Source organism: Amycolatopsis speibonae (assembly GCF_042647925.1).
Classification (GTDB): domain Bacteria; phylum Actinomycetota; class Actinomycetes; order Mycobacteriales; family Pseudonocardiaceae; genus Amycolatopsis; species Amycolatopsis speibonae.
In genome coordinates this window covers 208350-230741 of sequence record NZ_JBHRWK010000022.1, presented here as the reverse complement: position 1 = coordinate 230741, position 22392 = coordinate 208350, and the positions used below count along the sequence as shown (strand labels likewise).

Genomic DNA, 22392 nt, shown 5'->3' with positions numbered 1-22392 from the left:
TGGCCCAGCGGTGTCGTACCACCCCGCGAGGGCCACTCGGACGAGGAGTGAAACATGTCGAAGCGCGCCCGCAAGCGTCGCGACCGTAAGAAGAACGGCGCGAACCACGGCAAGAAGCCCAACTCCTGATCATCGATCAGACTGCGAAGGCCCCCGCACCGATCCGGTACGGGGGCCTTCGCGTGTCTTGAGCCGGGCTATTCGAAAGTCTGCTCGATCTTGACCTCGGTGCGCTCGATGGTGATCGCGCCCTTGGTCTGCACGGTCTGACGGATCGAGGCCCGCAGCCGGGACTTCAGATCGTCCGGCGCGTGGTCACCACCGCACTTGCGGGCGAGCAGCTGCTTGATGTGCTCGTCGATGCCGTATTCCTCGAGGCACGGCGGGCAGTCCTCGATGTGCTTGCGCAAGGCCTCGTCGCGCTCGGCGCTGCACTCCTTGTCGAGCAGGAGGTAGATGTCGGCGAGAGCTTCCTCGCACTTGACCTTGTCGTCAGCGCTCGCGCAGTAGTCGTCGGTCATCGCCCCGCCACCTCCTGCTGTTTGCCGGCGCGGATGAAGCCCCGTTCACGGGCGACGTCGGCGAGCAGGTCACGGAGCTGGGCGCGGCCGCGGTGCAGCCGGGACATCACGGTGCCGATGGGCGTGTCCATGATCTCGGCGATCTCCTTGTACGCGAAACCTTCGACATCGGCGAGGTAGACCGCGAGGCGGAACTCCTCCGGCAGCTTCTGCAGCGCTTCCTTGACGTCGACGTCGGGCAGGTTGTCCATCGCCTCGACCTCGGCCGAGCGCAGCCCGCTGGAGGTGTGACTCTCCGCCTTGGCGATCTGCCAGTCGGTGATCTCCTCGGTGGGCTGCTGCACCGGCTGGCGCTGACGCTTGCGGTAGCCGTTGATGTAGGTGTTCGTGAGGATGCGGTACATCCACGCCTTGAGGTTCGTACCCGCCTTGAAGGACGCGAAGGCGGCGTACGCCTTCAGGTACGTCTCCTGGACGAGGTCCTCGGCGTCGGCCGGATTCCGGGTCATCCGCATGGCGGCCGAGTACAACTGGTCGAGCAGGGGCATCGCGTCCCGCTCGAAGCGCTCGGCCCGCGCGGCCGCCTCTTCGGCGTCCGTGCCCGTGTCCGGCGCGGGATTCTGCGTGCTCGGCAAACCGTTCCCTTCCCGATCGGCGTCGATGCGCTTGTGCGCATGAGACGCCGTCGAGTTTACGCGCGGACGGATCACCTGGCCGCCCGGCGTGCGCGGGATCAGGATTCGGGGAGCTTCGAGTGTGGTGGACACGTGCCTTTCAACAGTGCGGCCCGGCCGGGCATTCCCGGAGCGCTCGTAGACTCCGCCCATGGCAGGCAAGGGAACCCCGGCGACGGCGCTGCTGGCGAAGCAGAAGGTGGCGCACGTTCTGCACGCCTACGACCACGACCCGCGGGCCGAGTCGTACGGCCTCGAAGCCGTCGAAGCACTGGGGCTCGACCCCGCGCGCGTCTTCAAGACCCTGGTCGCCGAGGTCGACGGGAAACTGACCGTCGGCGTGGTCCCGGTCACCGGCCAGCTGGACCTGAAGGCGCTGGCGGCCGCCGCGGGCGGGAAGAAGGCGAAGATGGCCGACCCCGCGGCCGCGCAGCGCGCGACGGGGTACGTGCTCGGCGGGATCTCGCCGCTCGGGCACCGGAGCAGGCTGCCGGTGGTGATCGACGCCTCGGCGGAGCGGTTCGAGACCGTGCACTGCTCGGCCGGGCGCCGCGGGCTGGAGGTCGAACTCGCGCCTGGCGACCTGGCCCGGCTCACCGGTGCCGTGGTGGCTCCGATCGCGGGGTGAGTTCCCGCGCGGGCTTCTCGCAAGTAGTCGGCTGAACGCGGCGGCTGGAGCTTGGGTCGGGGTGGTCGTGAGTGGCAAGTGTCGTTCTAACGGCACTTGCCACTCACGACCACCCCGACCCACTCGTCACCGCCGCCCTGCCCGCTTGAAGTACGTGATGGCGCGCCTGGGGCGAACGTGACGATCCACAGTCCGTCGCTCCCGCACCGCGTTCAGAGGACGAAACGCGGGAGGAAGGGTTCACCCTCGGGAGGGAGCGGGATCGGTCCGAAGCGGGAAGATCACCCGCCCCTGCTCGGGAATCGTCGTCCGCAAGCGAACGACGACCTTGGGGAGCGACGAAATGACCAAGACCGTGCCCGACGTGCCGAGGTGGGCGAGCCTCGCCGCCCACGCGACATTGCTGACGACCCTGCCGTCCGGACTGTGGCGGATCGCGATGGGCCTCGGCGTCCCGGTCGGGTTCACCGAACAAGGTCTGGGCGAGTTCGGCATCCCCGGCTGGGGAACGGCCTACGTCTTCGGGCTGAGCCTCCTCGCCGAGTCGCTCGCGTTCCTCACCCTCGGGCTCGTCCGGCCGTGGGGAGAGGTGTGGCCGCGCTGGATCCCGGGGCTTCGCGGCCGGAGGATCCCGCCGCTCGCCGCGATCGTCCCGGCCGCCGCGGGCGCGATCGCCTTGACCGTGATGAGTGTCCAGGCGCTGGTGCGCCGGGTGGGGGCCGGCTCGTCGATGCCGCCGGGAACCTGGGAGGAATCGCCGGTCTACGGCGTCGTCATGGCCGTCTGTTACGCGCCGCTGCTGCTCTGGGGGCCGCTGCTGGCCGCGGTCACCGTGCACTACGCCCGGCGACGGTTCTCAGGCGAGCGGCCGCAGTACACGCTCGAGCCACTCGGCGGCCGCGCGTGACACGCCTTCGAGGTCGGCGCTGAGGTTGTGGTCGCCCTTGAGCACCACGATCTCGTGATGCGGACCCGCCTTGGGCAGGCCGAAGGGGTCGCGTTCGCCCTGCACGACCAGTGTCGGGACCTCGACGGCGTCCAGTTCACCCTGCCTCGTCTTCTCCGGCTTGCCCGGCGGGTGTTCGGGGAAGGCCAGGCAGAGCACAGCCACCGCCTGCCCCGCCGCGGCGGTCCGGCAGGCGACGCGGGCCCCGGAAGACCGGCCGCCGAACACGATCGGGAGATCGTCGAAACGCTCGGAAATCTCGTCGGCGACGGTGAGCCAGGCGGTGTCGAGTTGCGTGGCGGGAGCGGGAGCCCGGCGGCCCGCGACCCGGTACGGCTGCTCGACGAGCGCGACGTGCACGCCGGCCGCCTGCGCCGCCCGCGTGACCGCGACCAGGTCCTTCGCGCCGATCCCGCCGCCCGCGCCGTGGCCGAGCATCAGCACCGCGACGCCCTCCTCGGCACAGTGCAGTTCGGCCCGCGCGGGGCCGTAGGCGGTGTCGATCTCCAGCTTCGTCATGAGTTCGGCAGGTCGAAGAGCGCGCTTTCGGCGGCGGGCTCGACCCGGTCCAGCAGCTCGGGGCCGTTGTTGCGGACACTGTTGACCAGGCTGGACACCGGCCGCAGCTCGATCGTGTCGACCAGGTCCGCCGCGGGCGGGACGAGCAGGTCGGTGACGTCGGGCCGGTCGGGGTCGAGCCAGGTGTCCCACTTCTCGCGCGGCATCAGCAGCGGCATGCGGTGGTGGACGTCGGCGAGCCTGCCCACCGAGTCCGTGGTGATCACGGAGAAGGTGATCAGCGGGTCGGCGTCCTTGTCGTCCTTCGGCCGCCAGGTCTCCCAGATCCCGGCGAACGCGAGCGATCCGTCACCGGGGCCGGTCATGAAGAAGGGCTGCTTCTCCTTGCCGTCGCGCCGCCACTCGTACCAGCCGTCGGCCGGGACCAGGCACCGCCGCGAGGAGACCGCCTTCTTGAAGGACGGCTTCTCCTTCGCCGTCTCGGCGCGCGTGTTGATCATCTTCGAGCCGACGCCGGGGTCCTTCGCCCAGAACGGGACCAGCCCCCAGCGCATCATCCGCAGCGACCGGACGGCGGGCTCGTCTTCGAGCACCGCGCCGTCGGCGTCACGCGGATGGCGCTGCACCACGGTGGGGACGTCCTTGGTCGGCGCCACGTTGTGATCGGTCCGGATCCGGCCCTCGGTCAGGTCCACCGCGGCGAATTCGTCGATCAGCGCCGCGGGGTCCTTGGTGGCGGCATAGCGCCCGCACATGCGAAAACCTCCCTAATCGACAGTCATCGTTACACGCCGGCCAGGCGATGGCGAGCAGCATGGGATCATTGTTCCGCGGTGTTCGAAGAGCAGGAGGCGGTTTGACGGGCAAGGACTGGCGCAGGCTGGACGAATCCGATGTGCGGATCCGCCCCGGCAAGGGCACCAGGCCGCGCAGCAAACGTCGTCCCGAGCACGCCGACGCCTCCACGGCGATGGTCATCGGGAAGGACCGCGGGCGCTGGACCTGCGCGATCGACTCGGATCCGGGGCGGGTCGTCACCGCGATGCGGGCCCGCGAGATGGGCCGGGTCTCGGTCGTCGTCGGCGACACCGTCGGCATCGTCGGCGACGTGAGCGGCAAGCCGGACACCCTCGCCCGGATCATCCGGGTGGAGGAACGCTCCAGCGTGCTCCGCCGGACAGCGGACGACACCGATCCCTACGAACGGGTGGTCGTCGCCAACGCCGAGCAGCTGCTGATCGTGACCGCGCTGGCCGATCCCCAGCCGCGCACCGGCTTCATCGACCGCTGCCTCGTCGCCTGCTACGCGGGCGGCCTCGAACCGGTCCTGTGCCTGACGAAGGCCGACCTGGCGAGCCCGGACGAACTCCTCGCCGGCTACGCGGGCCTCGACATCCCCGCCGTGGTCACCCGGCACGACGAGTTCCCGGACGAGCTGGTCGGGCGGCTCAAGGACCGGGTCACCGCGCTGGTCGGGCATTCGGGGGTCGGGAAGTCCACTTTGGTCAACCGGCTGGTGCCCGACGCCGGACTGGCGACCGGTGTGGTCAGCGCGGTCGGCAAGGGCAGGCACACGTCGGTCGCGGCGGTCGCGCTCCCGCTGCCCGACGGCGGCTGGGTGGTCGACACCCCGGGTATCCGCTCGTTCGGCCTCGCGCACGTGACCGCCGACGACATCGTGCTCGCGTTCGAGGAGTTCGCCGCGGCGGCCGAGGAATGCCCGTCCGCCTGCGGGCACCTCGGGTCGCCGTCGGACCCGGACTGCGCGCTCGACGACGTCGTGACAGAGGGTGACGCAAGTTCGGAGCGTTTAGCCTCTTTGCGCCGCCTTCTGGGCTCCCGAGCCGGACATGAGGACGATCGGTAACTAATTCCGACCTCGCGCGATAACCCGTTCGGATTAGATCAACTTTTCTGAGGGGTCCTCTTGAAGCGCGTAACCATGCTCGCCGCCGTCGCCACAGCCGCCGTCCTGGCGCTGTCCGCCTGCGGTGGCGAGAAGCAGTCCGGCGCGGCTGCTCCCGCTCCTTCCGAAGCGAAGAGCTCGCTTTCGTCGCCGCTCGGCGACCCGATCCAGCTCGCGGCCCTGAGCCGCGAGAGCACCAAGAAGGCCAAGTCGTCGAAGATGACGATGGAGGCCATCGCGGGCACCCAGAAGAACACGGCGTCCGGCCAGGGCGTGTACGACGGCGAGAACAGCAAGCTCGCGATGGTCATGGACAGCGACGGCAAGAAGCTCGACATGCTGTTCATCGACAACGCGCTGTACTTCAAGCTCGACGCGGAGGACAAGGCCGAGCTGAAGACCGACAAGGCGTACGTGAAGATCTCGCCCGACGGCCAGGACCCGCTCTCGCAGCTGCTCGGCAAGATGATGTCGAAGGCCGTCAAGGAAAGCGACCCGTCGCGCACCCTCGAGCAGATCTCGAAGGCCGGGAAGATCACGAAGTCGGACCAGGTCGAGCTGAACGGCGAGCAGACCAACCACTACGTCATCGAGGTCGAAGCCGAGAAGGCCATCGCGCTCATCATGGGCGACATCGGCATCCCGCTGCCCGCCGAGGCCGTGAACCAGCTCAAGGCGAAGCTCGAAGGCAAGAACGTCAAGATCCTCACCGAGCTGTGGCTGAACGCCGACCAGCTGCCGGTGCAGGTCATCTCGGACCAGACCGCGTTCGTGAAGGCCATGGGCGCCCCCGGTGACGGTGTCGCCAAGACCACGATCAAGTACACCGAGTGGGGTGTTCCCGTGAACCTCACCGTCCCGCCCGCCGACCAGGTCGGCGACATGGCGGAGCTCGCGAAGAAGGCCGGCGGCCGGTAATGCGCGCCACTTTCAAGCTTGCCGCGGTGGCCGCGGCCCTGACCCTCGTGGTGACGGGCTGCGGCACCCGCCCGGACGCGACGGCCGAGAACAAGGGGGGCGAGCTCGGGCTGGCCACCCCGTTCACCGACGCGCTCGGCCTCGTCGAGGCCGCGAAGCAGGGGACGCGGAAGACCAAGTCCTCCAAGACGACCATCGACGCCATGCTCGGCGCCGAAAAGGTCACGGGCACCGTGATGGCGTTCTACGACGGTCCCGCTTCGAAGATCGACGCGAACATCACTTCGGCCGGTGAAGCGGTCACCATGCGTCTGGTGGGCCAGACCCTGTTCATCAAGCTGGCCCCGACGGTGAAGGCCGGGCTCAAGACGGACAAGAACTGGGGGAAGATCGAGCTGAACAGCGAAGATCCCCAGATGAAGGCCATCGGGAAGGCCATGCAGAGGTCGTTCGAGATGGGCGACCCGATGAAGCAGCTGGAGCTGGTCGAAAAGACCGGCAAGATCCTCAGGTCTGAGCAGACCCAGCTGGACGGCGTCCCGGTGAACCACTACTTCGTCGAATTCGACGCCAAGAAGCAGTTCGACCTGTTCCTCGGCGACGAGGCCCCCGCCGACGAGCGCGCGAAGATCGAGAAGCGGCTCGAAGGCAAGGATCTGCGGATCCCGGCCGAACTGTGGTTCAACGCCGAGCAGCTTCCCTTGAAGATGACCATGGACATGACCTCGTTCATGAACTCGGTGGGAGGACGCCAGACCACCGAGGCCAAGTCGACCTACACCTACAGCGACTGGGGCACGCCGGTGGAGGTCATTCCGCCGCCCGCCGCGGAGGTGGGCGACTACGCCGAAATGGCGAAGCAGGGAATCTAGCTTTCGTTGCGCGTGAAGGCCCCCTTCCCTCGGCTGGTCATTCAAAACCTCAGCCGAGGGAAGGGGGCCTTCACGCGTTTCCGGACCAACGGACGGTGGAAATTCACGCGATAGGCGCTACGGTAGTGGTACAGACCATTCACCCGAGGGAGTCCTATGCGTGCCACCGGATTCGCCATCGTCTGTACCGCTCTCCTGCTGCTGGGAGGCTGTTCCGGCGAGGAAAAACCGGCGGCGGCCGCCACCGACGCGGCGCAGCTGGCCTCGGTCGCCGGCGCGGGCACGCAGAAGGCCCGGTCGTCCAAGATCGCGCTGGAGACCACTGCCGAAGACGGCCGTAAGGTCGTGGTGACCAGCTCCGGGCTCTACGAGGGAGCGAACAGCAAGTTCTCCATGGTCGCCGAGGTCGGGGGCGAGAAGCGGGACCTGATCTTCGCCGACGGCGTCCTCTACTACCACCTGTCCGACGCCCAGGTGCAGGAGCTCAAGACCGACAAGGAATGGGTCAAGCTCACCGCCGACGGCAAGGACGCGCTCTCCGCGGCCAACGGCGCGCTGATGACGGACGTCGTCGAGACGATGGATCCGACGCGCACGATCGACCGGATCTCCAAGTCCGGCAAGGTCACCAAATCCGAGCAGGCCGACCTGAACGGGACGGCCACCACGCACTACGTCCTCGACCTCGGCGGAGCGCCGGCCGAGGTGTGGCTGGACGCCGAACAGCGCCCGGTGCGGGTCACCACCGGCAAGACCACGGTCAACTACGACAGCTGGGCCTCCGACGTGGTGATCATCGCGCCGCCGCCCGAGGCGATCGGCGACAGCCGCTGAGCCGTTCCCCCGATCGGGGCGAGGCCCCTGGTTGTGTTTCGCTTGAGCACCCGCCCTTGAAAGCAGGTCCTCATGCGGAGAACGGCCCTGCCCGCCGTCGTGCTCGCACTCGGCGCACTGCTCGGCGCGTGTGACAGCGAAACAGTCTCGTTCGCCGACGCCCGCGCGCTCGCCGACGGAGCCGCGTCCGCCATCGACGGGAAGGCCGCGAAGTTCACCACCGACGTCACGGCGGGCTCGACGCGCTCGAAGAGCCAGGGGCAGGCCCGGGCCGCGCGAACGGGCACCGCGCTGGCCATGACCACGGACTTCCTCGGCGAGCCGCTCGAACTCCGGCTGGTCGACAAGATCGTCTTCGCCAAGGTCCCCGCGAGCGCCCGTGAAGACATCCCCGGCGGTAAGCCCTGGGTCAAGGTCTCCTCCGACGGCGCGGACCCGTTCTCGCAGGTCGCCGGCGGCAGTATCGACCAGCTGGCGAAGCAGAACGACCCCGGCCGCGCGCTCGACCAGGTCCGGCGGGCGGGCACGCTCACCGAATCCGGGCACGCCGAACTCGACGGCGTGTCCACCGAGCACTACCGGCTGGACATCGACATGGCGGCGCTGGGCGGCGATCTGCCCGCCGGGTTGTCGGCGGAGGCCGTCGGCGAACTGAACGGCAAGCTCGGGAAGATCCCGATGGAGGTCTGGCTCGACGACGCGCGCCGGCCGGTGCAGATCGTGCTCGACCTCTCCCCCGTCCTCGCCGCTTCGGGCGTCCCGGACAGCGCGATGGCCAAGATCGTCACGCGCTACCGCGAATGGGGCACGCAGGCCGACATCCAGGCGCCGCCGCCCGAGGAGATCGGCGAGATCCCAGTGGGCTGAGCCTGTCACGTTCCCCGCACCTGTCTCGTCCAGCTCGTGAAGGCGGACAGGAGGGACCAACATGCGCGTGATGGTGATCGGGGCGACCGGGGTGCTGGGACGGCCGCTGGTGCGGCGGCTGCTGGCCGAGGGCCACGAGGTGAGCGGGCTGGCCCGCGGTGAAGACCGGGTCGCGGCCGTGCGCGGCACCGGCGCGAAACCGGTGACGGGTTCGCTGTTCGACGTCGATTCCCTGGCCGGGGCGCTGAGCGGGCACGAGGCGGTGGTGAACGTCGCGACCCGGATCCCGGACGCGCGCCACGCGATGACGGCGTCGGGCTGGGCGGAGAACGACCGCCTGCGGGTCGACGGGAGCCGGACGCTCGCGGCCGCCGCGCGACAGGTCGGCGAGCTGGGAATCGTTGTGCAGGAAGGGATTTCGTTCGTCTACGCCGACGGCGGCGACAAGGAACTGGACGAGGACGCGCCTCTCGCGGCGCACGGCCACATCGCGTCTTCGACGGTGGCGCACGCGAACATCGCGGAACTGGCGGACGAGGGACGCGCCGCGGTCCGGCTGCGGATCGGGCTGCTGGTCTCCGACGACCCGATGACCACGATGATGCTGACGGCCGCGCGGCGCGGTTCGCCGCTGATCATCGGCCGCCGGACCGACTGGACCGCGGCGATCCACCCGGACGACGCCGCGGCAGGCGCGATCGCGGCGCTGCGGGCGCCGAGTGGCGTCTACAACCTGGCCGCGGATCCGATGCGGAAACAGGAGCTCGGCGAGGCGATGGCCGCCGCGGCCGGGGTCCGGCGGCCGCGCGCGCTGCCGAAGTGGCTGGCGAACCGGGTGGGGTCGATGGCGGTGCTGGCGCGTTCGCAGCGGGTCGTCTCGACCCGGCTCACCGAAGCGACCGGCTGGCGGCCCGCACGTCCCACGCCCGGCCCTTCGTGGTTCTAGCGTGGGGTCCTAGAGGAGTTCCAGCAGGAAGGGGAGTTCCTGGGGCGCGTACCAGGCGAGTTCGTGGTCTTCGGCGTCGCCGAGGGTGAACTCCGCGTCCGGGTCGCCGAGGTCGGCCTGGTCGATCACCGCGGCGGCGGCCCGCACGGACTCGGCGGCCTCGGCCGCGTCGACGTGGATCGCGGCGACGTCGGCGATCTTCACCGGCCCGGACAGCCTGACGACGGCGGCGTCGAGATCCGGGCGCAGCGTGACCTCGTCGAGGTCGGCCGAGATCACCACGCGCCGCGGCTCGGGCTTCTCCTCGGCCGCGATCAGCCGGAGCGACGCCCTGGCGGCGTCGAGCAGCGCGGCGTACTCGAGCTCTTCGTCGGACCCGCTGGCGTAGGACTCCCGCAGCGCCGGTGTCAGCGCGAAGCCCGTGCCGCTGCGCGCCCGGAGCTCACCGGCGGTTTCGAGGTCGCGCAGCATCGCGATCGTCCCGGGTAGATAGACCCTCACCAGTGCGCACCCTTCAGCTCTTCCAACGATTCCTCGATCATCCCGGCGAGCAGGTCCACATCGGACACGGCCTTGCGGTCGCCGTTCAGTCCGAAGTAGACACCCCCGTGATACGAGGTGACCCCGATCGCCAGCGCCTGATTGCGCACCAGCGGCATGACCGGGAACATCTCCACCATCTTCGCCTGTCCCGCGTAGAGCGGCACCTGCGGGCCCGGCGAGTTCGTGATCAGCACGTTGAAGATCCGCCCCGACATCGATCCGGCCGCCCGCGCGCCCAGCGAATGCAGGGTCGCCGGCGCGAAACCGCCGACGGTCAGCAGCCCGCGCGCGGCGACCGAACGGCCCGAGTCGAGGTGGTCCGCCATCGCGTGGCCGATGTGCTGCAGCCGCAGCACCGCGTTCGGCTCGCCGACCGGGAGGTCGACCAGGTAGGCGTCGACCTGGTTCCCGACCAGCGCCGGCGTCGAGTACTCGGCCGTCTCGGCGTCGCGGACGGCCATCGGCACCAGGGCGCGCACGGTGGTGGTCGCGGTCAGGTTCGAGCCGCGGGAGAGCAGCCACTCCCGCAGCGCGCCGGTGATCGCCGCCAGCACGGCGTCGTTGACCGTGCCGCCGTGCGCGGCGCGGATCTTGCGGAAGTCCTCCAGCCGCGTGCGGACCACGGCGAACATGCGGCCGCCGGAGGTACGGACGTTGAGCGGCCCGGACGGCGCGGGCTTGACCATGGTCTTCAGCGCCGACGCGACGTCGCCGACCGTTCCGGTGACCTTGCCGGCCATCGCGGTGGCGTCGTGGGCGATGGACCGGACGTTCTCCACCAGTTCCGTCGGCCGCTGCACGGTCTCGGCGACGGCGTCGAGGATCAGCTGGGTACGGCTCGGTTCCCGGCGCGGATGCCAGTTGTCGTCGAACGGTTCCGGCTCCTGCGGGGCGGCGTCGAGGATCAGCTGCCCGAGCTCGATGGTGCCGAGCCCGTCCACCACGGATTGGTGCGTCTTGGTCACCAGCGCGACGCGGTCCCCCGCGAGCCCCTCGACGAAGTACGCCTCCCAGAGCGGCCGTCCCGGGTCGAGCCGCCTCGACATCAGCCGCGCCACGAGGTCGAACAGCTGGCCGTCGGAGCCCGGCTGCGGCAGCGCGGACCGGCGCACGTGGTAGTTGAGGTCGAAGTCGACGTCGTCGACCCACACCGGCCGGGCGAGGTGCCCCGGCACCTCCAGCACCCGCTGCCGGTAGCGCGGCAGGAACGCCAGGCGCTGCCCGATCAGGTCCAGCAGCTGCTCGTAGGTGAAGCCGTCGCGCGGTCGTTCGAAGATCGCCACACCGCCGACGTGCATCGGGGTCGAATGGTCTTCCACGTAGAGGAACGAGGCGTCCAGCGCGGAGAGGCGGTCGGGCATGGGCCGATCCTTACATAGTGGGACACTCGCCGGTGTGGGTGATGAGGCGGCGATCTCGCCGAAGGACCGGTTCCTGACGGTGTACGGCCGGAAACCGGTGCTCGAGGCATTGGACGACGCGGCTCTCGAGGTGGACAAGGTGATTCTCGCCGATACCGTGCGGGGACAGAACGCCGCCGAGATCGAGCGCGCCGCCAAGGCCGCCGGGGTGCCGGTGCAGCGGGCGAGCGCGCACCGCGTCAAGGTGCTGGCAGGCAACGGCAAACAGGACCAGGGGGTGCTGGCCGACGTCGTCGCCCCGCGGATGCGGTCGCTGCACGCGGCCTTGGACAGCGGCAGACCGCCGTCGAGGGTGCTGCTGCTCGACGGCATCACCACCCCGGCGAACGTCGGGATGATCCTGCGCACGGCGACCGCCGCCGGGCTGGAAGGTGTCGTGGTGCCGCGGCGCGGCGTCGCCGCCCTCGACCCCATGGTGGTCAAGGCCTCGGCCGGGGTCGCGTTCCGCGCGCCGGTGCTGCGGTGCGGCAGCGCGCGCGAGGCCGCCGAAATGCTCACCGAAGCCGGGTACGGCATCTTCGCGCTGGGCGCTTCGGCCGACAGTTCGGTGTTCGACGTCGAACTGCCGCAGCGCGCGGCCTTCGTGCTGGGCGGGGAGACGAACGGGGTCGGCGCCGAGGTCGGCGAACTGGTGACGGAGTGGGTGTCCATCCCGATGCCGGGCGAGGTCGAGTCGCTCAACGTCTCCGCGGCCGCCGCCGTGCTCTCGTTCGAGCTGGTCCGCCGCGCTACGACTAAGGCTTCGGGAACAAGGCGCTGAGCTCGGTCAACGTCTCCTCGACCGAGGTGTGGTGCACGCCCGCCATCCCGGCCCCCACCGCGGCGCGGACGTTGTGGGCGGCGTCGTCGACGAACACGCACCTGTCGGCAGGCAGGTCGAGCAGGCTCGCCGTGAGCAGGTAGACCTCGCGTTCGGGTTTGGCCACGCCGACCTCGCCGGAGAAGACGAGCGCGTCGAAGAACGGGTTCAGCGCCCTCTTGGCCTCGCCCGACGCCTCGGGCGCGTTCGAGAGCAAGGCCGTTTTGATGCCGCGTCCCCTGACGGCCAGCAGGAAGGCGTACAGCTCGTCCGCGCCGTCGTCCGTGAGCACCCCGACGTAGTCGATGACCAGCCCTTTCAGCACCGGCTCACCGTACACAAGCGATCACCGCCCGGTTCATCCTCTCGGGCGGTTCGTGTCGCGCCGCGGCCCGCTACCGGTCCCTTAGTTGCTGGGCGTGGCCGAGGGGGCCGCGGAGGGGGACTGCCTGATGACTTCGTACGTATTGAGACGCCTGAAACCGTGTGAGCCGCCGTATCGGGTCGCGGGCAGGCTGGTGCACCGGGTGGCGCAGCCGGACAACCAGCTCGTGCTGGATCTGCCGCTGGCGGGCGAACAGATCGTGGAGGAACCTCGGCCGCGACCCGACACGCCGGACAGGCGGCAGGTGGGCAGGCTGCTGACCACCATCCTCGAAGCCTGCGACGGGCGGCGCCCGTCGGTCCAGGTGCGGCCGATCCTCGACCCGGCGCTCCACAGCGCGCTGCTCGACAGCGGCCGTCGCCGTCCGCCGGGCGGTTACCGGCCGAAATCGATCCACCTGTGCCATCCGGCGGACGGCGTCGTCGAGGCCTGCGCGACGGTCGAACAGAACGATCGCTGCCTCGCCTTGGCCGCGCGCTTCGAGCGGACGCCGTCGGGCTGGGTGTGCACCCGCTTCCACCTGCTGAAACCGCCGCGACGCGTTTCCTCGCTCCGTCTCACGGCATGACAAAGGGGCCTTCACCGCATCGCGTGCGGTGAAGACCCCCTTCGGCTCGTCTTAGCGGCGAGGGCCCTTCTTGCCCTTCTTCTGGGAGGCGCGCTGCGCGGCACGACGCTCCCGGCGGGTCCCGCTCTGGTCGCCGCTGTCGCTGTCGGCGCTGTCCGAATGCGACTCGACGCCGCCGTCCTCGGACGGGCCCGACATCGTCAGCCCGGACTGCGAACCGCCGCCGAGACCCTTGCCCCGCAACGCGGACGGCACGGATTCGGTGTCGGTCGCCGGACCCTGGGGAGGCGTCGGACGGGCGTGCCGTCCATCGCCGTTGGCGGCCTGGCCGTTCCCGGAGCCGACACCGGCGGGCAGCGCGGACGCGGACTCCGGCGACGGGGCGGTGGGCTCGGCCTGCTCGACCTGGAGGTTGAACAGGAAGCCGACGGCCTCCTCCTTCAGCGACTCCAGCATCGCGCGGAACATGTCGTAGCCCTCGCGCTGGTACTCGATGACCGGGTCGCGCTGTGCCAGGGCCCGCATGCCGATGCCCTCCTTGAGATAGTCCATCTCGTAGAGGTGCTCACGCCACTTGCGGTCGAGCACGGTGAGCATCACCTGGCGCTCCAGGCTGCGCATCGCGCCTTCGCCGACCTTGGCGTCGATCTCGGCCTCGCGAGTGTCGTACGCGCGGTGAGCGTCTTCGAGCAGCGCCTTACGCAGCCCTTCGGCGTCGAGGTCGTCGTCCCCGGTCAGGGCGTCCCAGGAGACCTGCACCGGGTACAGCGTCTTGAGCGCCGTCCACAGCTTCTCGTGGTCCCAGTCCTCGGCGTAGCCCGAAGAGGTCTCCTCGTTGACGTACGCGTTGATGACGTCGACCAGCATGTGCTCGATCTGCTCGCGGAGATCCTCGCCCTCGAGGACGCGCAGGCGCTCGGCGTAGATCACCTTGCGCTGCTCGTTCATCACCTCGTCGTACTTGAGGACGTTCTTGCGGATCTCCATGTTCTGCATTTCGACCTGCGTCTGCGCGCTCTTGATCGCCTTGGAGACCATCTTGTGCTCGATCGGCACGTCATCCGGCAGCCGCATGGTGGTCATGACCCGCTCGACCATCGTCGCGTTGAAGCGGCGCATGAGCTCGTCACCGAGCGAAAGGTAGAACCGGGACTCGCCAGGGTCGCCCTGACGGCCGGAACGACCGCGGAGCTGGTTGTCGATCCGGCGCGATTCGTGCCGCTCGGTGCCGAGGACGTACAGACCGCCGGCCTCGCGGACCTCATCGGCTTCGGCCTTGGTCTCCGCCTGGATCTGCTCCAGCACCTTCGGCCAGGCAGCCTCGTACTCCTCGGAGTGCTCCACCGGGTCGAGGCCGCGCTCGCGCAGCTCCTCGTCGGCGATGAGGTCCGGGTTGCCGCCGAGCACGATGTCGGTACCGCGGCCCGCCATGTTGGTGGCGACCGTGACCGCGCCCTTGCGCCCCGCGCGGGCGACGATCAGCGCCTCCCGGTCGTGGTGCTTGGCGTTGAGGACCTCGTGCGGGACACCCAGCTTGAGCAGCAGCTTCGACAGGTGCTCGGACTTCTCGACACTCGTGGTGCCGACCAGCACCGGCTGGCCCTTCTCGTGCCGCTCGGCGATGTCCTCGGCGACGGCCTCGAACTTGGCTTCCTCGGTCTTGTAGATCAAGTCGGCCTGGTCGGCGCGGACCATCGGCTTGTTGGTCGGGATCGGCACCACACCCAGCTTGTAGGTCTGGTGGAACTCGGACGCCTCGGTCTCGGCGGTACCGGTCATCCCCGACAGCTTGTCGTAGAGCCGGAAGTAGTTCTGCAGCGTGATCGTGGCGAGCGTCTGGTTCTCGGCCTTGATCTCGACGCCTTCCTTGGCCTCGATCGCCTGGTGCATGCCCTCGTTGTAGCGGCGGCCGTGCAGGATGCGGCCGGTGAACTCGTCGACGATGAGGACTTCGCCGTCACGGACGATGTAGTCCTTGTCGCGCTTGTAGAGCTCCTTGACCTTCAGCGCGTTGTTCAGGTAGCCGACCAGCGGCGTGTTCGCGGCTTCGTAGAGGTTCTCGATGCCCAGCTGGTCTTCGACGAAGGCGACACCCTTTTCGCTGACACCGACGGTGCGCTTGCGGATGTCGACTTCGTAATGGATGTCGACCTTCATCAGCGGGGTCAGCCGCGCGAACTCGACGTACCAGCGCGAAGACTGGTCCGCCGGGCCCGAGATGATCAGCGGGGTCCGCGCCTCGTCGATGAGGATCGAGTCCACCTCGTCGACGACGGCGAAGTTGTGGCCGCGCTGCACGCAGTCCTCGAGGCTCCACGCCATGTTGTCGCGGAGGTAGTCGAAGCCGAACTCGTTGTTCGTGCCGTGCGTGATGTCGGCGGCGTACTGCTGGCGGCGGACCTCGGGCGTCTGGTCGGCCAGGATGACCCCGACCTCGAGGCCGAGGAAACGGTGGATGCGGCCCATCCACTCGGCGTCACGTTTGGCGAGGTAGTCGTTCACCGTGATGACGTGCACGCCCTTGCCGGAAATGGCGTTCAGGTACGCGGGAAGCACCTGGGTCAGGGTCTTGCCCTCACCGGTCTTCATCTCGGCGACCTGGCCCAGGTGCAGCGCGGCGCCGCCCATCAGCTGGACGTCGTAGGGCCGCTGGCCGAGCACACGCCAGGCCGCTTCCCGCGCCACCGCGAACGCCTCCGGCAGGAGGTCGTCGAGTGACTCGCCGTCCGCGTTCCGCTTACGGAACTCGTCGGTCTTGGCCCGCAGAGCGGTGTCCGAAAGTTCCTTGACGTCGTCTTCGAGGGTGTTGATGTGATCGGCGATGTTGCGCAGCCGCTTCACCATCTTGCCCTCGCCCGCGCGGAGCAGGCGGTTCAGCACCATCCGGTCGACCTCACTAGCTGATTGTGATCGCACCCGAGCCGGTCCCGGGCAGTCTCTTACACGGCGGCGCCGGGTTTCGCACCGCCGTCCGCCCCCATCGTAGGGAACACCTCGGTGTTCGCGCACGCACCGTCGGTCGGTACCTGACCCGGCGGGCCCGCATCACGCCTGATCCGGACAGGAAGCGGCCCGCACGCGTGCGCGTACGGGCCGCTTCATAGGCGTTATGGGTTGTCGGAGGGACCGGCTCAGCTCAGCCGGATGACGCCGTAGTCGAAGCCTCGCCTCCGGTAGACGACGCTCGGGCACCCGGCGTCGGAGTCGTTGAACAGATAGAAGTCGTGACCGACCAGTTCCATCTCGTAGAGAGCCTGGTCGACCGTCATCGGTTCCGCGTCGTGCTTCTTCTCGCGGACGACGCGACCGGGTTGATGTTCGTCAACCCCGTCATCCCAGCGCTGCTGGGGCATCTCGAACTCTTCACCGCTCTCGACGGCGAAACCGTTGGCCAGGGGTTCGGCCTCTGGCGCCTCGAGCACAGCGGTACCCGCCAGATGTCGGGTGTCGGTGGTCGTCCCACCGGCGGCCGCCATCGACGTCGCCTCGGCGACGGATTCCGGACGGCTGCGGCCGTAGTGCACGCGCCGGCGGTCGTGTGTCTTCCGCAACCTGTTCTCGAGCTTGTTGAGTGCGGAATCCAGCGCTGCGTAGAAGTCGCCTGCACACGCTTCGGCGCGTACGGCGGGGCCCCTGCCCTTACCGGTGATTTCGACGCGCTGGCAGTTCTTCGACTGACGGCGATTGGGCTCATGGAAGAGCTCCACGTCGTAACGGATGACCTTCTTGTCGTAGCGCTCTAGCCGGGCCAGCTTTTCGCTGACGAGTGCCCGATAGTGGTCGGGCACCTCCACGTTGCGGCCCTTAACGACGATGTCCATACACGACCTCCCTCGCTGAAATGACTGCGAGCTGTAGATGTGTTCACTAGGGCGCCGGTAAAGCGGGGACGAAGCCCGGATCGCGGGCGATGAGGGAACTCGGCATGCGGTCACGACGTCTCGTGGCGGATGTCCGGGTGCGGACTCAGCGCGGCTCCGGCGCCAGGGACATGGGCTGGTCACCTCCCTGCCTGCCGGGATTGCTGATAGCGCTGCACGTTAGCTGCAACACGCCGCGAGCAACAGCCCCCGAGCCGGGGGATATCAGGACGTGAGACCTCGTCACCGCACGCGACGACAGCGGCGTGTCCAGCGGGACAATCCGGCCTGCCGGGCGTCGTCCCCGTGATTTGTTTTCACGCGGACGGCGCAAACCTTCGGACAGGAAAAAGCCGAGGGTGACGCCACCAAGGGAATCCGCCGCCACCCCGGTGGAGTGGCGAGCCGTTGGAGTGTTCCCCGGAAGCTGCCTCATATCCCGTCAACGACCTTGTACCCATTCCCGTTCCCGATCATTCATCACTCTTGTAGGTGACCCCTCGATCACCCGGCGGCGGCCAGTGCGACCACCGCGGAAACGTGAATTCCGCTTATGCCCAATAGGCGCACACAAGCGGCGGCCGTCGCTCCGGTTGTGATGACGTCGTCAAGAAGCACGACACTCTCCGGGCGGGCTCCCGGGACCAGGCGGATGCGGCCGTCGAGGTTCACCGCCCGTTCGGCGCGGGTGAGTCCCACGGCGTCGCGGACCCCGGCCGTGAGCCTGAGGAGCGGCGCCACTGTCGCCGGTTTTCCCTTGCCCGCCAGCGCTTTCACGCATTCTTCGGCGAGGCGCCGGACATGCGGTCCACCTCGGACTCGCGATGCGTGCCGTCTCGACGGGACCGGGACGAGACAGGGCGGCCCTGGCTGTTGTGGCAACTGCGGCAGGGCTTCGGCGACGGCCCGCCCGAAGGACGGCGCGAGGTCGCGGCGGCCGCGTTCCTTGTAGGCGAGGATCAGGCGCCTCGCGTCGTCGGCGTAGCGGGCCAAGGCGTAGACGGGCACGAGACCGGCCGTCGGCGCACGGGTGATCTCGCTGAGCGAACCCCAAGCGGTCTGACAGGTCGCGCAGCAGGGCGCGCCGGGGGCTCCGCAGGACGCGCACCGGGCGGGGATGAGGAGGTCGAGGAGGTTGGTCATGTCTTCGAGGGTCGCTGGAGGCTCCGACAGTTTCTGGTCCCGACGTGTCGTGAGGGGTCCCCTTAGGACACTTTTCGTCCTAACCGGACCTGTCATGACGGCAGTCGAGGAGAAGTTGCCGGGGGTCGGTGGCGTGCCTGGGGAGGGCAGCTGGGAAGAAGGTCGGATGCCTGTTGAGGAGAAGGCGCCTTCGCGACGCTTAGCGGCACGGACCACATTCACTAGCATTGCTAGGAAAGCTGGCGTTACTAAAGGTCCCTTGCTCCCGCCGGGTGGGCGTGGGTCGGGGTGGTCGTGAGTGGCAAGTGTCGTTAGAACGGCACTTGCCACTCACGACCACCCCGACCCACCACTCACCGCCGCCTCACCCACCTGCAGTACGTGAAGGCCCCCTTCACGTACTCCGGCAAGGTGCGAAGGTCGAGTTCCCTCGGCTCAGCCGAGGCAAGGGGGCCTTCACGCGCAGCCGCTGTAACTGCTGGTGCACCTGGGGCGAACGTGACGACCCGGAGGGTAGCGAAGGCCTCCTTCCCTACCCTCAAGGTCGGCAAGGAGACCTTCACGGACCGGGACCAAACCAGACCGCGAGCGCCGCTCAGCCCGGGTAGAACGGATCCGCGTCGGTGACGGTGTGCGCCTGCGGCCGCCAGACCTCGCCCAGCTCGGAGGCGACCCACAGCCCGCCCGCGTCCGCGACCAGGTTCGGCCTGCTCGGCGCCGCGGTGACGCCGTGCACCGGCGGGGTCAGGTTCGAGCTGTTGAAGGTGTCCATCCGCTGCCCGTCCAGCGGCACCTTGACCACCGGCAGCGAGTTCGACGACGTCGCGGCGATCAGGTGGTCCTGGGTCGCCCAGTCGACGTCGACGACGTCCTTGAGGTCGCGTTCCTGCAGTTTCCGCGGCGCCCGCAGCGCCACCGAGTCCGCCGTCCGCACGATCGAGGCGATCACCAGCTGCCCGTTGACCACCGCGGCCAGCCGTGACCCGTCGCGCGAAAGTCGTAGTTCGGTGACCTGGCCGAGGCCGGTGAGCATGGTCGCGTCGACGCCGGCCTTCACCCAGCGGCCGTCCGCGGCCAGCGTGACCCTGGCGACGGTGTTGTGGTCGACGACCGTCCAGACCTCGCCCGAAACCCCGCCGCCGCGGGCGACCGGACGCCAGGTCGGGCGGCTCAGCCTGCCGCCGAACAGGTCCACCGAAGCGAGGTCGCGGCCCAGGTCGCCGACCCGGAGCCACTGCCTGCCTTCGCGCTCTTCGACCACCGCGAGCCGTTTGCCGTCGACGGACTGCCCGGCGCTGATGACCTTGTAGCCGCCGTTGCCCGCGGGCCCGCCGACCGGCGCCCCGTCGCCGAGCGACCGGACCCGCCCGTTCACGGTCATCAGTCCCAGCAGCTCCGAGTTGGGCGCGATGTCCACGTTGTAGTTGGGCAGTTCGCTGGAGCGCAGGTATTCGTGTTCCGGCACCAGCGCGGTGCCGTCGGCCAGCAGCCGGATCCGGCTCAGCGTCACCGTCTGCAACGAGAGGACGATCTGCGCCGCGATCAGGCTCCGGTCCGCGAGGCTGGCCCCGCCGATCCCGGTCAGGGCGACGTCCAGGGTCCCGTCGTCCGTGCTGCGCACGTTGGTGTCGGTGGTGACATGGTCGCCCAGCAGATCCTTGACAGCGCCCTTCAGCCCTTCCGACGGACCCTGCAGCACCAGGTCCATCACCCGGCCCGGCAGCCCTGCCTGCGGTTTCGCCGCGACGTACCGGAGGTCGGGGACGAAGGTGCCGGAGTCGGGCGAGTAGAAGCTGATCGGCACCCGGAAGTAGTTGGTCGCGAAATCCATGTCGGTGACGGCGAGTTCCTGCGGCGGGTCCACGATCCGCCACTGGCCGTTGGCCTGCTTCCGCAGCTTGAACTGCTGCGAGTACTCGGCCTTCACCGGGATGAACGCGCTGTCCGGGCTCAGGTTGCCGAGTTTGAAGCCGCGGACGTTCACCACCTGCTCGTCCGGGTTCCCCGTCGACGACGAAGGGTCGTAGACGGTGCCGAAGGTGTTGTCGATGATCGTCAGCCCCGGCGACGGCTTCCAGTTTCGCCGGGCCTCGTCGTCGAGGTACACCCGCGCGTCGGCGTTGGCCGTGCCCGGGGTCGCCGAGTTGCGGATGAACTGGCGGATGACGGTCAGCGAGTCGATCCCGGCCGCCGGTTCGGGGACGTCCACCGGCGCCTGCCCGGGTTTGTCCCCGGGGACGACGGCGGGCTGGTTTTCGAGCGGGATGTTCGCGCAGCCGGCGACCAGCAGGAACACCGCAAGCAGGGTCAAGAGCCGTTTCACCGGCCGACCTCCTCGGGCTCGGCGAAGATCGCGTCGGGCGCCGGCCGGACTTCGAGCAGTCCGGACGACGAGCCGTGCGTGTCGGTCGCCTTGTGATCGGGTGGCGGCAGGACCAGCGGGCTCTCCCCCATCGGCGTGTCCTGCTCTCGCGGCAGCACGAGCCGGAAGCAGGCGCCGTGGCCGGTCTCGCCCCAGGCGTCGAGGACGCCGCCGTGCAACCGGGCGTCCTCCTGGCTGATCGCGAGGCCGAGACCGGTGCCGCCGGTCCGGCGGTTGCGGGACGGGTCGGCCCGCCAGAACCGGTTGAACACCAGTTCCGCCTCGCCGGGGCGAAGCCCGACTCCGCGGTCTCGCACGGTGATGGCGACAGCGGTCTCGTTGACCGCCAGCGTCAGCACCACCGGGTTCCCTTCGCTGTGGTCCACCGCGTTGGCCAGCAGGTTGCGCAGGATCCGCTCGACGCGGCGCGCGTCGACCTCGGCGGGCGCCTCCTCGTCCGGCAGGATCAGCTCGACCGAACTGCCCGCGTTGCCCGCGATCACCCGGACCTGTTCGACGGCCCTGGTCGCGATCGGCCGGACGTCGATCAGCTCGGCCGAAAGCTCCTCGACGCCCGCGTCGAGCCTGCTGATCTCCAGCAGGTCGCCGAGCAGGGCCTCGAACCGGTCGAGTTCGTCGACCAGCAGTTCGGTGGAGCGGGCGAGCCCGGCCGGGAACTGCTCGCGCGACGCGTGCAGCACGTCGGCGGCCATCCGGACGGTGGTCAGCGGGGTCCGCAGTTCGTGCGAGACGTCGGAGGTGAACCGGCGTTGCAGCCCGCCGAAGTCCTCCAGCTGGCGGATCTGCCGCTGGATGCTCGCGGCCATCCCGTTGTAGGACACGGCGAGTTTGGCCAGATCGTCCTCGCCGAGCACAGCGAGGCGCTGGTCGAGGTCTCCGTCCGCGAACTGCTCGGCCGCCGCGGCGGCCTGCCGGACCGGCCGGACCACCTGCCGGGTGACCAGGTTCGTGATGCCCGCCAGCAGGAGCAGCAGGACGAGACCGCCGACGAGCAGCGTGTTCTGCACGGTCGAGACGGTGTTCTGCTCGCTGGTGAGCGGGTACAGCAGGTAGAGCTGGAGCGGGTTGATCATCGTGCTCACCGGCGCGCCGACGATCAGATACGTCGTCTTGCCGCCGTCGGCTTCGGTGGCCGTGTGGATCATCCAGCTGAGCTGCTCGGTCTCCACGAACTGGCGCAGCCGGACGGGCACCTTGTCGTAGGGGCCGGCGGCCACCGGCCTGCTCGACTGGTCGCGTCCGCCCGCGGACAGCACCGGCTCGAAGGTGCCCGCCGTCGATCCCGCGCCGTCCTGTGAGGTCGACGAGCTGGAGATCTTCTTCAGCGCGTTGTTCATCCGCGCCGTCAGCGCTTCCGTGCCTTCGGTGCCGACGCCGACCAGCTCACCGGCCGCGGTCTCGACGACCGCCCGGGTCTGCGCGATCGCCGCGTTCTGCTTGGTCTCCATCAGCCGGTCGGTGATCTGGTTCTGCAGCACCATGCCCAGCACGAACACCACAGCCGACGACAGCGCCAGTGTGGACACCGTGACCCGGAACTGCAGCGAATACCGCCACAGCTCGTTGAACGCGACGATCTTGCGGCGCACGAAAACCACGATGCGCCGGACGTGGCGCATCGTGGTCTGGGCGAGCCTGGGCAAGCTTCCGGTCATGGAG

Annotated in this window: 23 protein-coding genes; 11 read left to right on the top strand and 12 right to left on the bottom strand. The window is 69.1% G+C overall.

Translation table 11 applies throughout. The annotated features are described in order from the left end of the window. The first annotated feature begins 54 nt into the window (after positions 1–54). On the top strand, positions 55–129 hold the full coding sequence (locus tag ACFOSH_RS17050) for a 50S ribosomal protein bL37 (protein WP_369299112.1): 75 nt from the start codon (positions 55–57) through the stop codon (positions 127–129). A 68-nt stretch (positions 130–197) separates the two neighbouring features. Here the strand turns inward: ACFOSH_RS17050 and rsrA are convergent, their stop codons facing one another. After that, positions 198–521, bottom strand: coding sequence for a mycothiol system anti-sigma-R factor (rsrA, locus tag ACFOSH_RS17045; RefSeq protein ID WP_378239883.1), 324 nt, complete (start codon positions 519–521; stop codon positions 198–200). Then, complete coding sequence (locus ACFOSH_RS17040; RefSeq protein WP_378239978.1) at positions 518–1156, bottom strand: sigma-70 family RNA polymerase sigma factor; 639 nt, start codon at positions 1154–1156, stop codon at positions 518–520. The genes rsrA and ACFOSH_RS17040 overlap by 4 nt, the downstream gene beginning before the upstream one ends. A gap of 190 nt (positions 1157–1346) precedes the next feature. Here ACFOSH_RS17040 and ybaK point away from each other — a divergent pair, with 190 nt between their 5' ends. Together ybaK and ACFOSH_RS17030 are read left to right on the top strand one after the other, a co-directional pair. Next, positions 1347–1823, top strand: coding sequence for a Cys-tRNA(Pro) deacylase (ybaK, locus tag ACFOSH_RS17035; RefSeq protein ID WP_378239882.1), 477 nt, complete (start codon positions 1347–1349; stop codon positions 1821–1823). A 343-nt stretch (positions 1824–2166) separates the two neighbouring features. Beyond that, a complete protein-coding gene (locus tag ACFOSH_RS17030) occupies positions 2167–2730 on the top strand; it encodes a hypothetical protein (RefSeq protein WP_378239881.1) in 564 nt (187 codons plus the stop codon). Here the strand turns inward: ACFOSH_RS17030 and ACFOSH_RS17025 are convergent. Further along, positions 2680–3288 carry an alpha/beta hydrolase family protein gene (locus ACFOSH_RS17025; RefSeq protein WP_378239880.1) on the bottom strand — a complete coding sequence of 203 codons (609 nt, stop codon included), beginning with the start codon at positions 3286–3288 and terminating at the stop codon, positions 2680–2682. The genes ACFOSH_RS17030 and ACFOSH_RS17025 overlap by 51 nt on opposite strands. Next, positions 3285–4043, bottom strand: coding sequence for an SOS response-associated peptidase (locus ACFOSH_RS17020; protein ID WP_378239879.1), 759 nt, complete (start codon positions 4041–4043; stop codon positions 3285–3287). Before ACFOSH_RS17020 ends, ACFOSH_RS17025 begins: the two co-directional genes overlap by 4 nt. A 101-nt stretch (positions 4044–4144) precedes the next feature. On the opposite strand from ACFOSH_RS17020, the gene rsgA reads away from it, so the two are divergent. From rsgA to ACFOSH_RS16990, 6 genes are all read left to right on the top strand, one after another. Then, positions 4145–5155, top strand: a complete 1011-nt coding sequence (gene rsgA, locus ACFOSH_RS17015) for a ribosome small subunit-dependent GTPase A (RefSeq protein ID WP_378239878.1) — start codon at positions 4145–4147, stop codon at positions 5153–5155. 60 nt (positions 5156–5215) lie between these two features. Then, positions 5216–6112, top strand: coding sequence for a hypothetical protein (locus ACFOSH_RS17010; protein WP_378239877.1), 897 nt, complete (start codon positions 5216–5218; stop codon positions 6110–6112). Continuing rightward, complete coding sequence (locus ACFOSH_RS17005; protein WP_378239876.1) at positions 6112–6984, top strand: hypothetical protein; 873 nt, start codon at positions 6112–6114, stop codon at positions 6982–6984. Before ACFOSH_RS17010 ends, ACFOSH_RS17005 begins: the two co-directional genes overlap by 1 nt. A 156-nt stretch (positions 6985–7140) precedes the next feature. Further along, positions 7141–7818 carry a hypothetical protein gene (locus ACFOSH_RS17000; protein ID WP_378239875.1) on the top strand — a complete coding sequence of 226 codons (678 nt, stop codon included), beginning with the start codon at positions 7141–7143 and terminating at the stop codon, positions 7816–7818. 72 nt (positions 7819–7890) lie between these two features. Beyond that, the gene (locus ACFOSH_RS16995) at positions 7891–8685 is read left to right on the top strand and encodes a hypothetical protein (RefSeq protein ID WP_378239874.1); all 795 of its coding nucleotides are present in this window, start codon (positions 7891–7893) and stop codon (positions 8683–8685) included. Positions 8686–8746: 61 nt separating this feature from the next. Continuing rightward, complete coding sequence (locus ACFOSH_RS16990) at positions 8747–9631, top strand: NAD-dependent epimerase/dehydratase family protein (RefSeq protein ID WP_378239873.1); 885 nt, start codon at positions 8747–8749, stop codon at positions 9629–9631. 9 nt (positions 9632–9640) lie between these two features. Here the strand turns inward: ACFOSH_RS16990 and ACFOSH_RS16985 are convergent, their stop codons facing one another. Both ACFOSH_RS16985 and ACFOSH_RS16980 read right to left on the bottom strand, forming a co-directional pair. Next, a complete protein-coding gene (locus tag ACFOSH_RS16985; RefSeq protein ID WP_378239872.1) occupies positions 9641–10132 on the bottom strand; it encodes a DUF6912 family protein in 492 nt (163 codons plus the stop codon). Beyond that, entirely contained in the window at positions 10129–11535 is a 1407-nt protein-coding gene (locus tag ACFOSH_RS16980; RefSeq protein WP_378239871.1) for a WS/DGAT/MGAT family O-acyltransferase, read from the bottom strand. Before ACFOSH_RS16980 ends, ACFOSH_RS16985 begins: the two co-directional genes overlap by 4 nt. 34 nt (positions 11536–11569) lie before the next feature. Here ACFOSH_RS16980 and ACFOSH_RS16975 point away from each other — a divergent pair, with 34 nt between their 5' ends. Next, positions 11570–12355 carry a TrmH family RNA methyltransferase gene (locus ACFOSH_RS16975; RefSeq protein WP_378239870.1) on the top strand — a complete coding sequence of 262 codons (786 nt, stop codon included), beginning with the start codon at positions 11570–11572 and terminating at the stop codon, positions 12353–12355. Here ACFOSH_RS16975 and ACFOSH_RS16970 read toward each other — a convergent pair. Continuing rightward, positions 12330–12734, bottom strand: a complete 405-nt coding sequence (locus ACFOSH_RS16970) for an HAD-IA family hydrolase (RefSeq protein ID WP_378239869.1) — start codon at positions 12732–12734, stop codon at positions 12330–12332. The two genes, ACFOSH_RS16975 and ACFOSH_RS16970, sit on opposite strands and share 26 nt — an antisense overlap. Before the next feature lie 112 nt (positions 12735–12846). Between ACFOSH_RS16970 and ACFOSH_RS16965 the strand changes: the two genes are divergently transcribed. After that, entirely contained in the window at positions 12847–13347 is a 501-nt protein-coding gene (locus ACFOSH_RS16965; protein ID WP_378239868.1) for an Rv3235 family protein, read from the top strand. A 51-nt stretch (positions 13348–13398) separates the two neighbouring features. On the opposite strand, the gene secA is transcribed toward ACFOSH_RS16965, so the two are convergent. The 5 genes from secA to mtrB form a co-directional block, all read right to left on the bottom strand. Then, positions 13399–16230, bottom strand: coding sequence for a preprotein translocase subunit SecA (gene secA, locus ACFOSH_RS16960; protein ID WP_378239867.1), 2832 nt, complete (start codon positions 16228–16230; stop codon positions 13399–13401). Positions 16231–16478: 248 nt separating this feature from the next. Continuing rightward, the gene (hpf, locus tag ACFOSH_RS16955) at positions 16479–17168 is read right to left on the bottom strand and encodes a ribosome hibernation-promoting factor, HPF/YfiA family (protein ID WP_378239866.1); all 690 of its coding nucleotides are present in this window, start codon (positions 17166–17168) and stop codon (positions 16479–16481) included. 543 nt (positions 17169–17711) lie between these two features. Next, entirely contained in the window at positions 17712–18350 is a 639-nt protein-coding gene (locus ACFOSH_RS16950) for a ComF family protein (protein WP_378239865.1), read from the bottom strand. Positions 18351–18945: 595 nt separating this feature from the next. Further along, positions 18946–20673 (bottom strand): LpqB family beta-propeller domain-containing protein, encoded by a 1728-nt coding sequence (locus ACFOSH_RS16945; RefSeq protein WP_378239864.1) that lies wholly within the window; start codon positions 20671–20673, stop codon positions 18946–18948. After that, entirely contained in the window at positions 20670–22388 is a 1719-nt protein-coding gene (gene mtrB, locus ACFOSH_RS16940) for an MtrAB system histidine kinase MtrB (RefSeq protein WP_378239863.1), read from the bottom strand. Before mtrB ends, ACFOSH_RS16945 begins: the two co-directional genes overlap by 4 nt. Between the last annotated feature and the right edge of the window lie 4 nt (positions 22389–22392).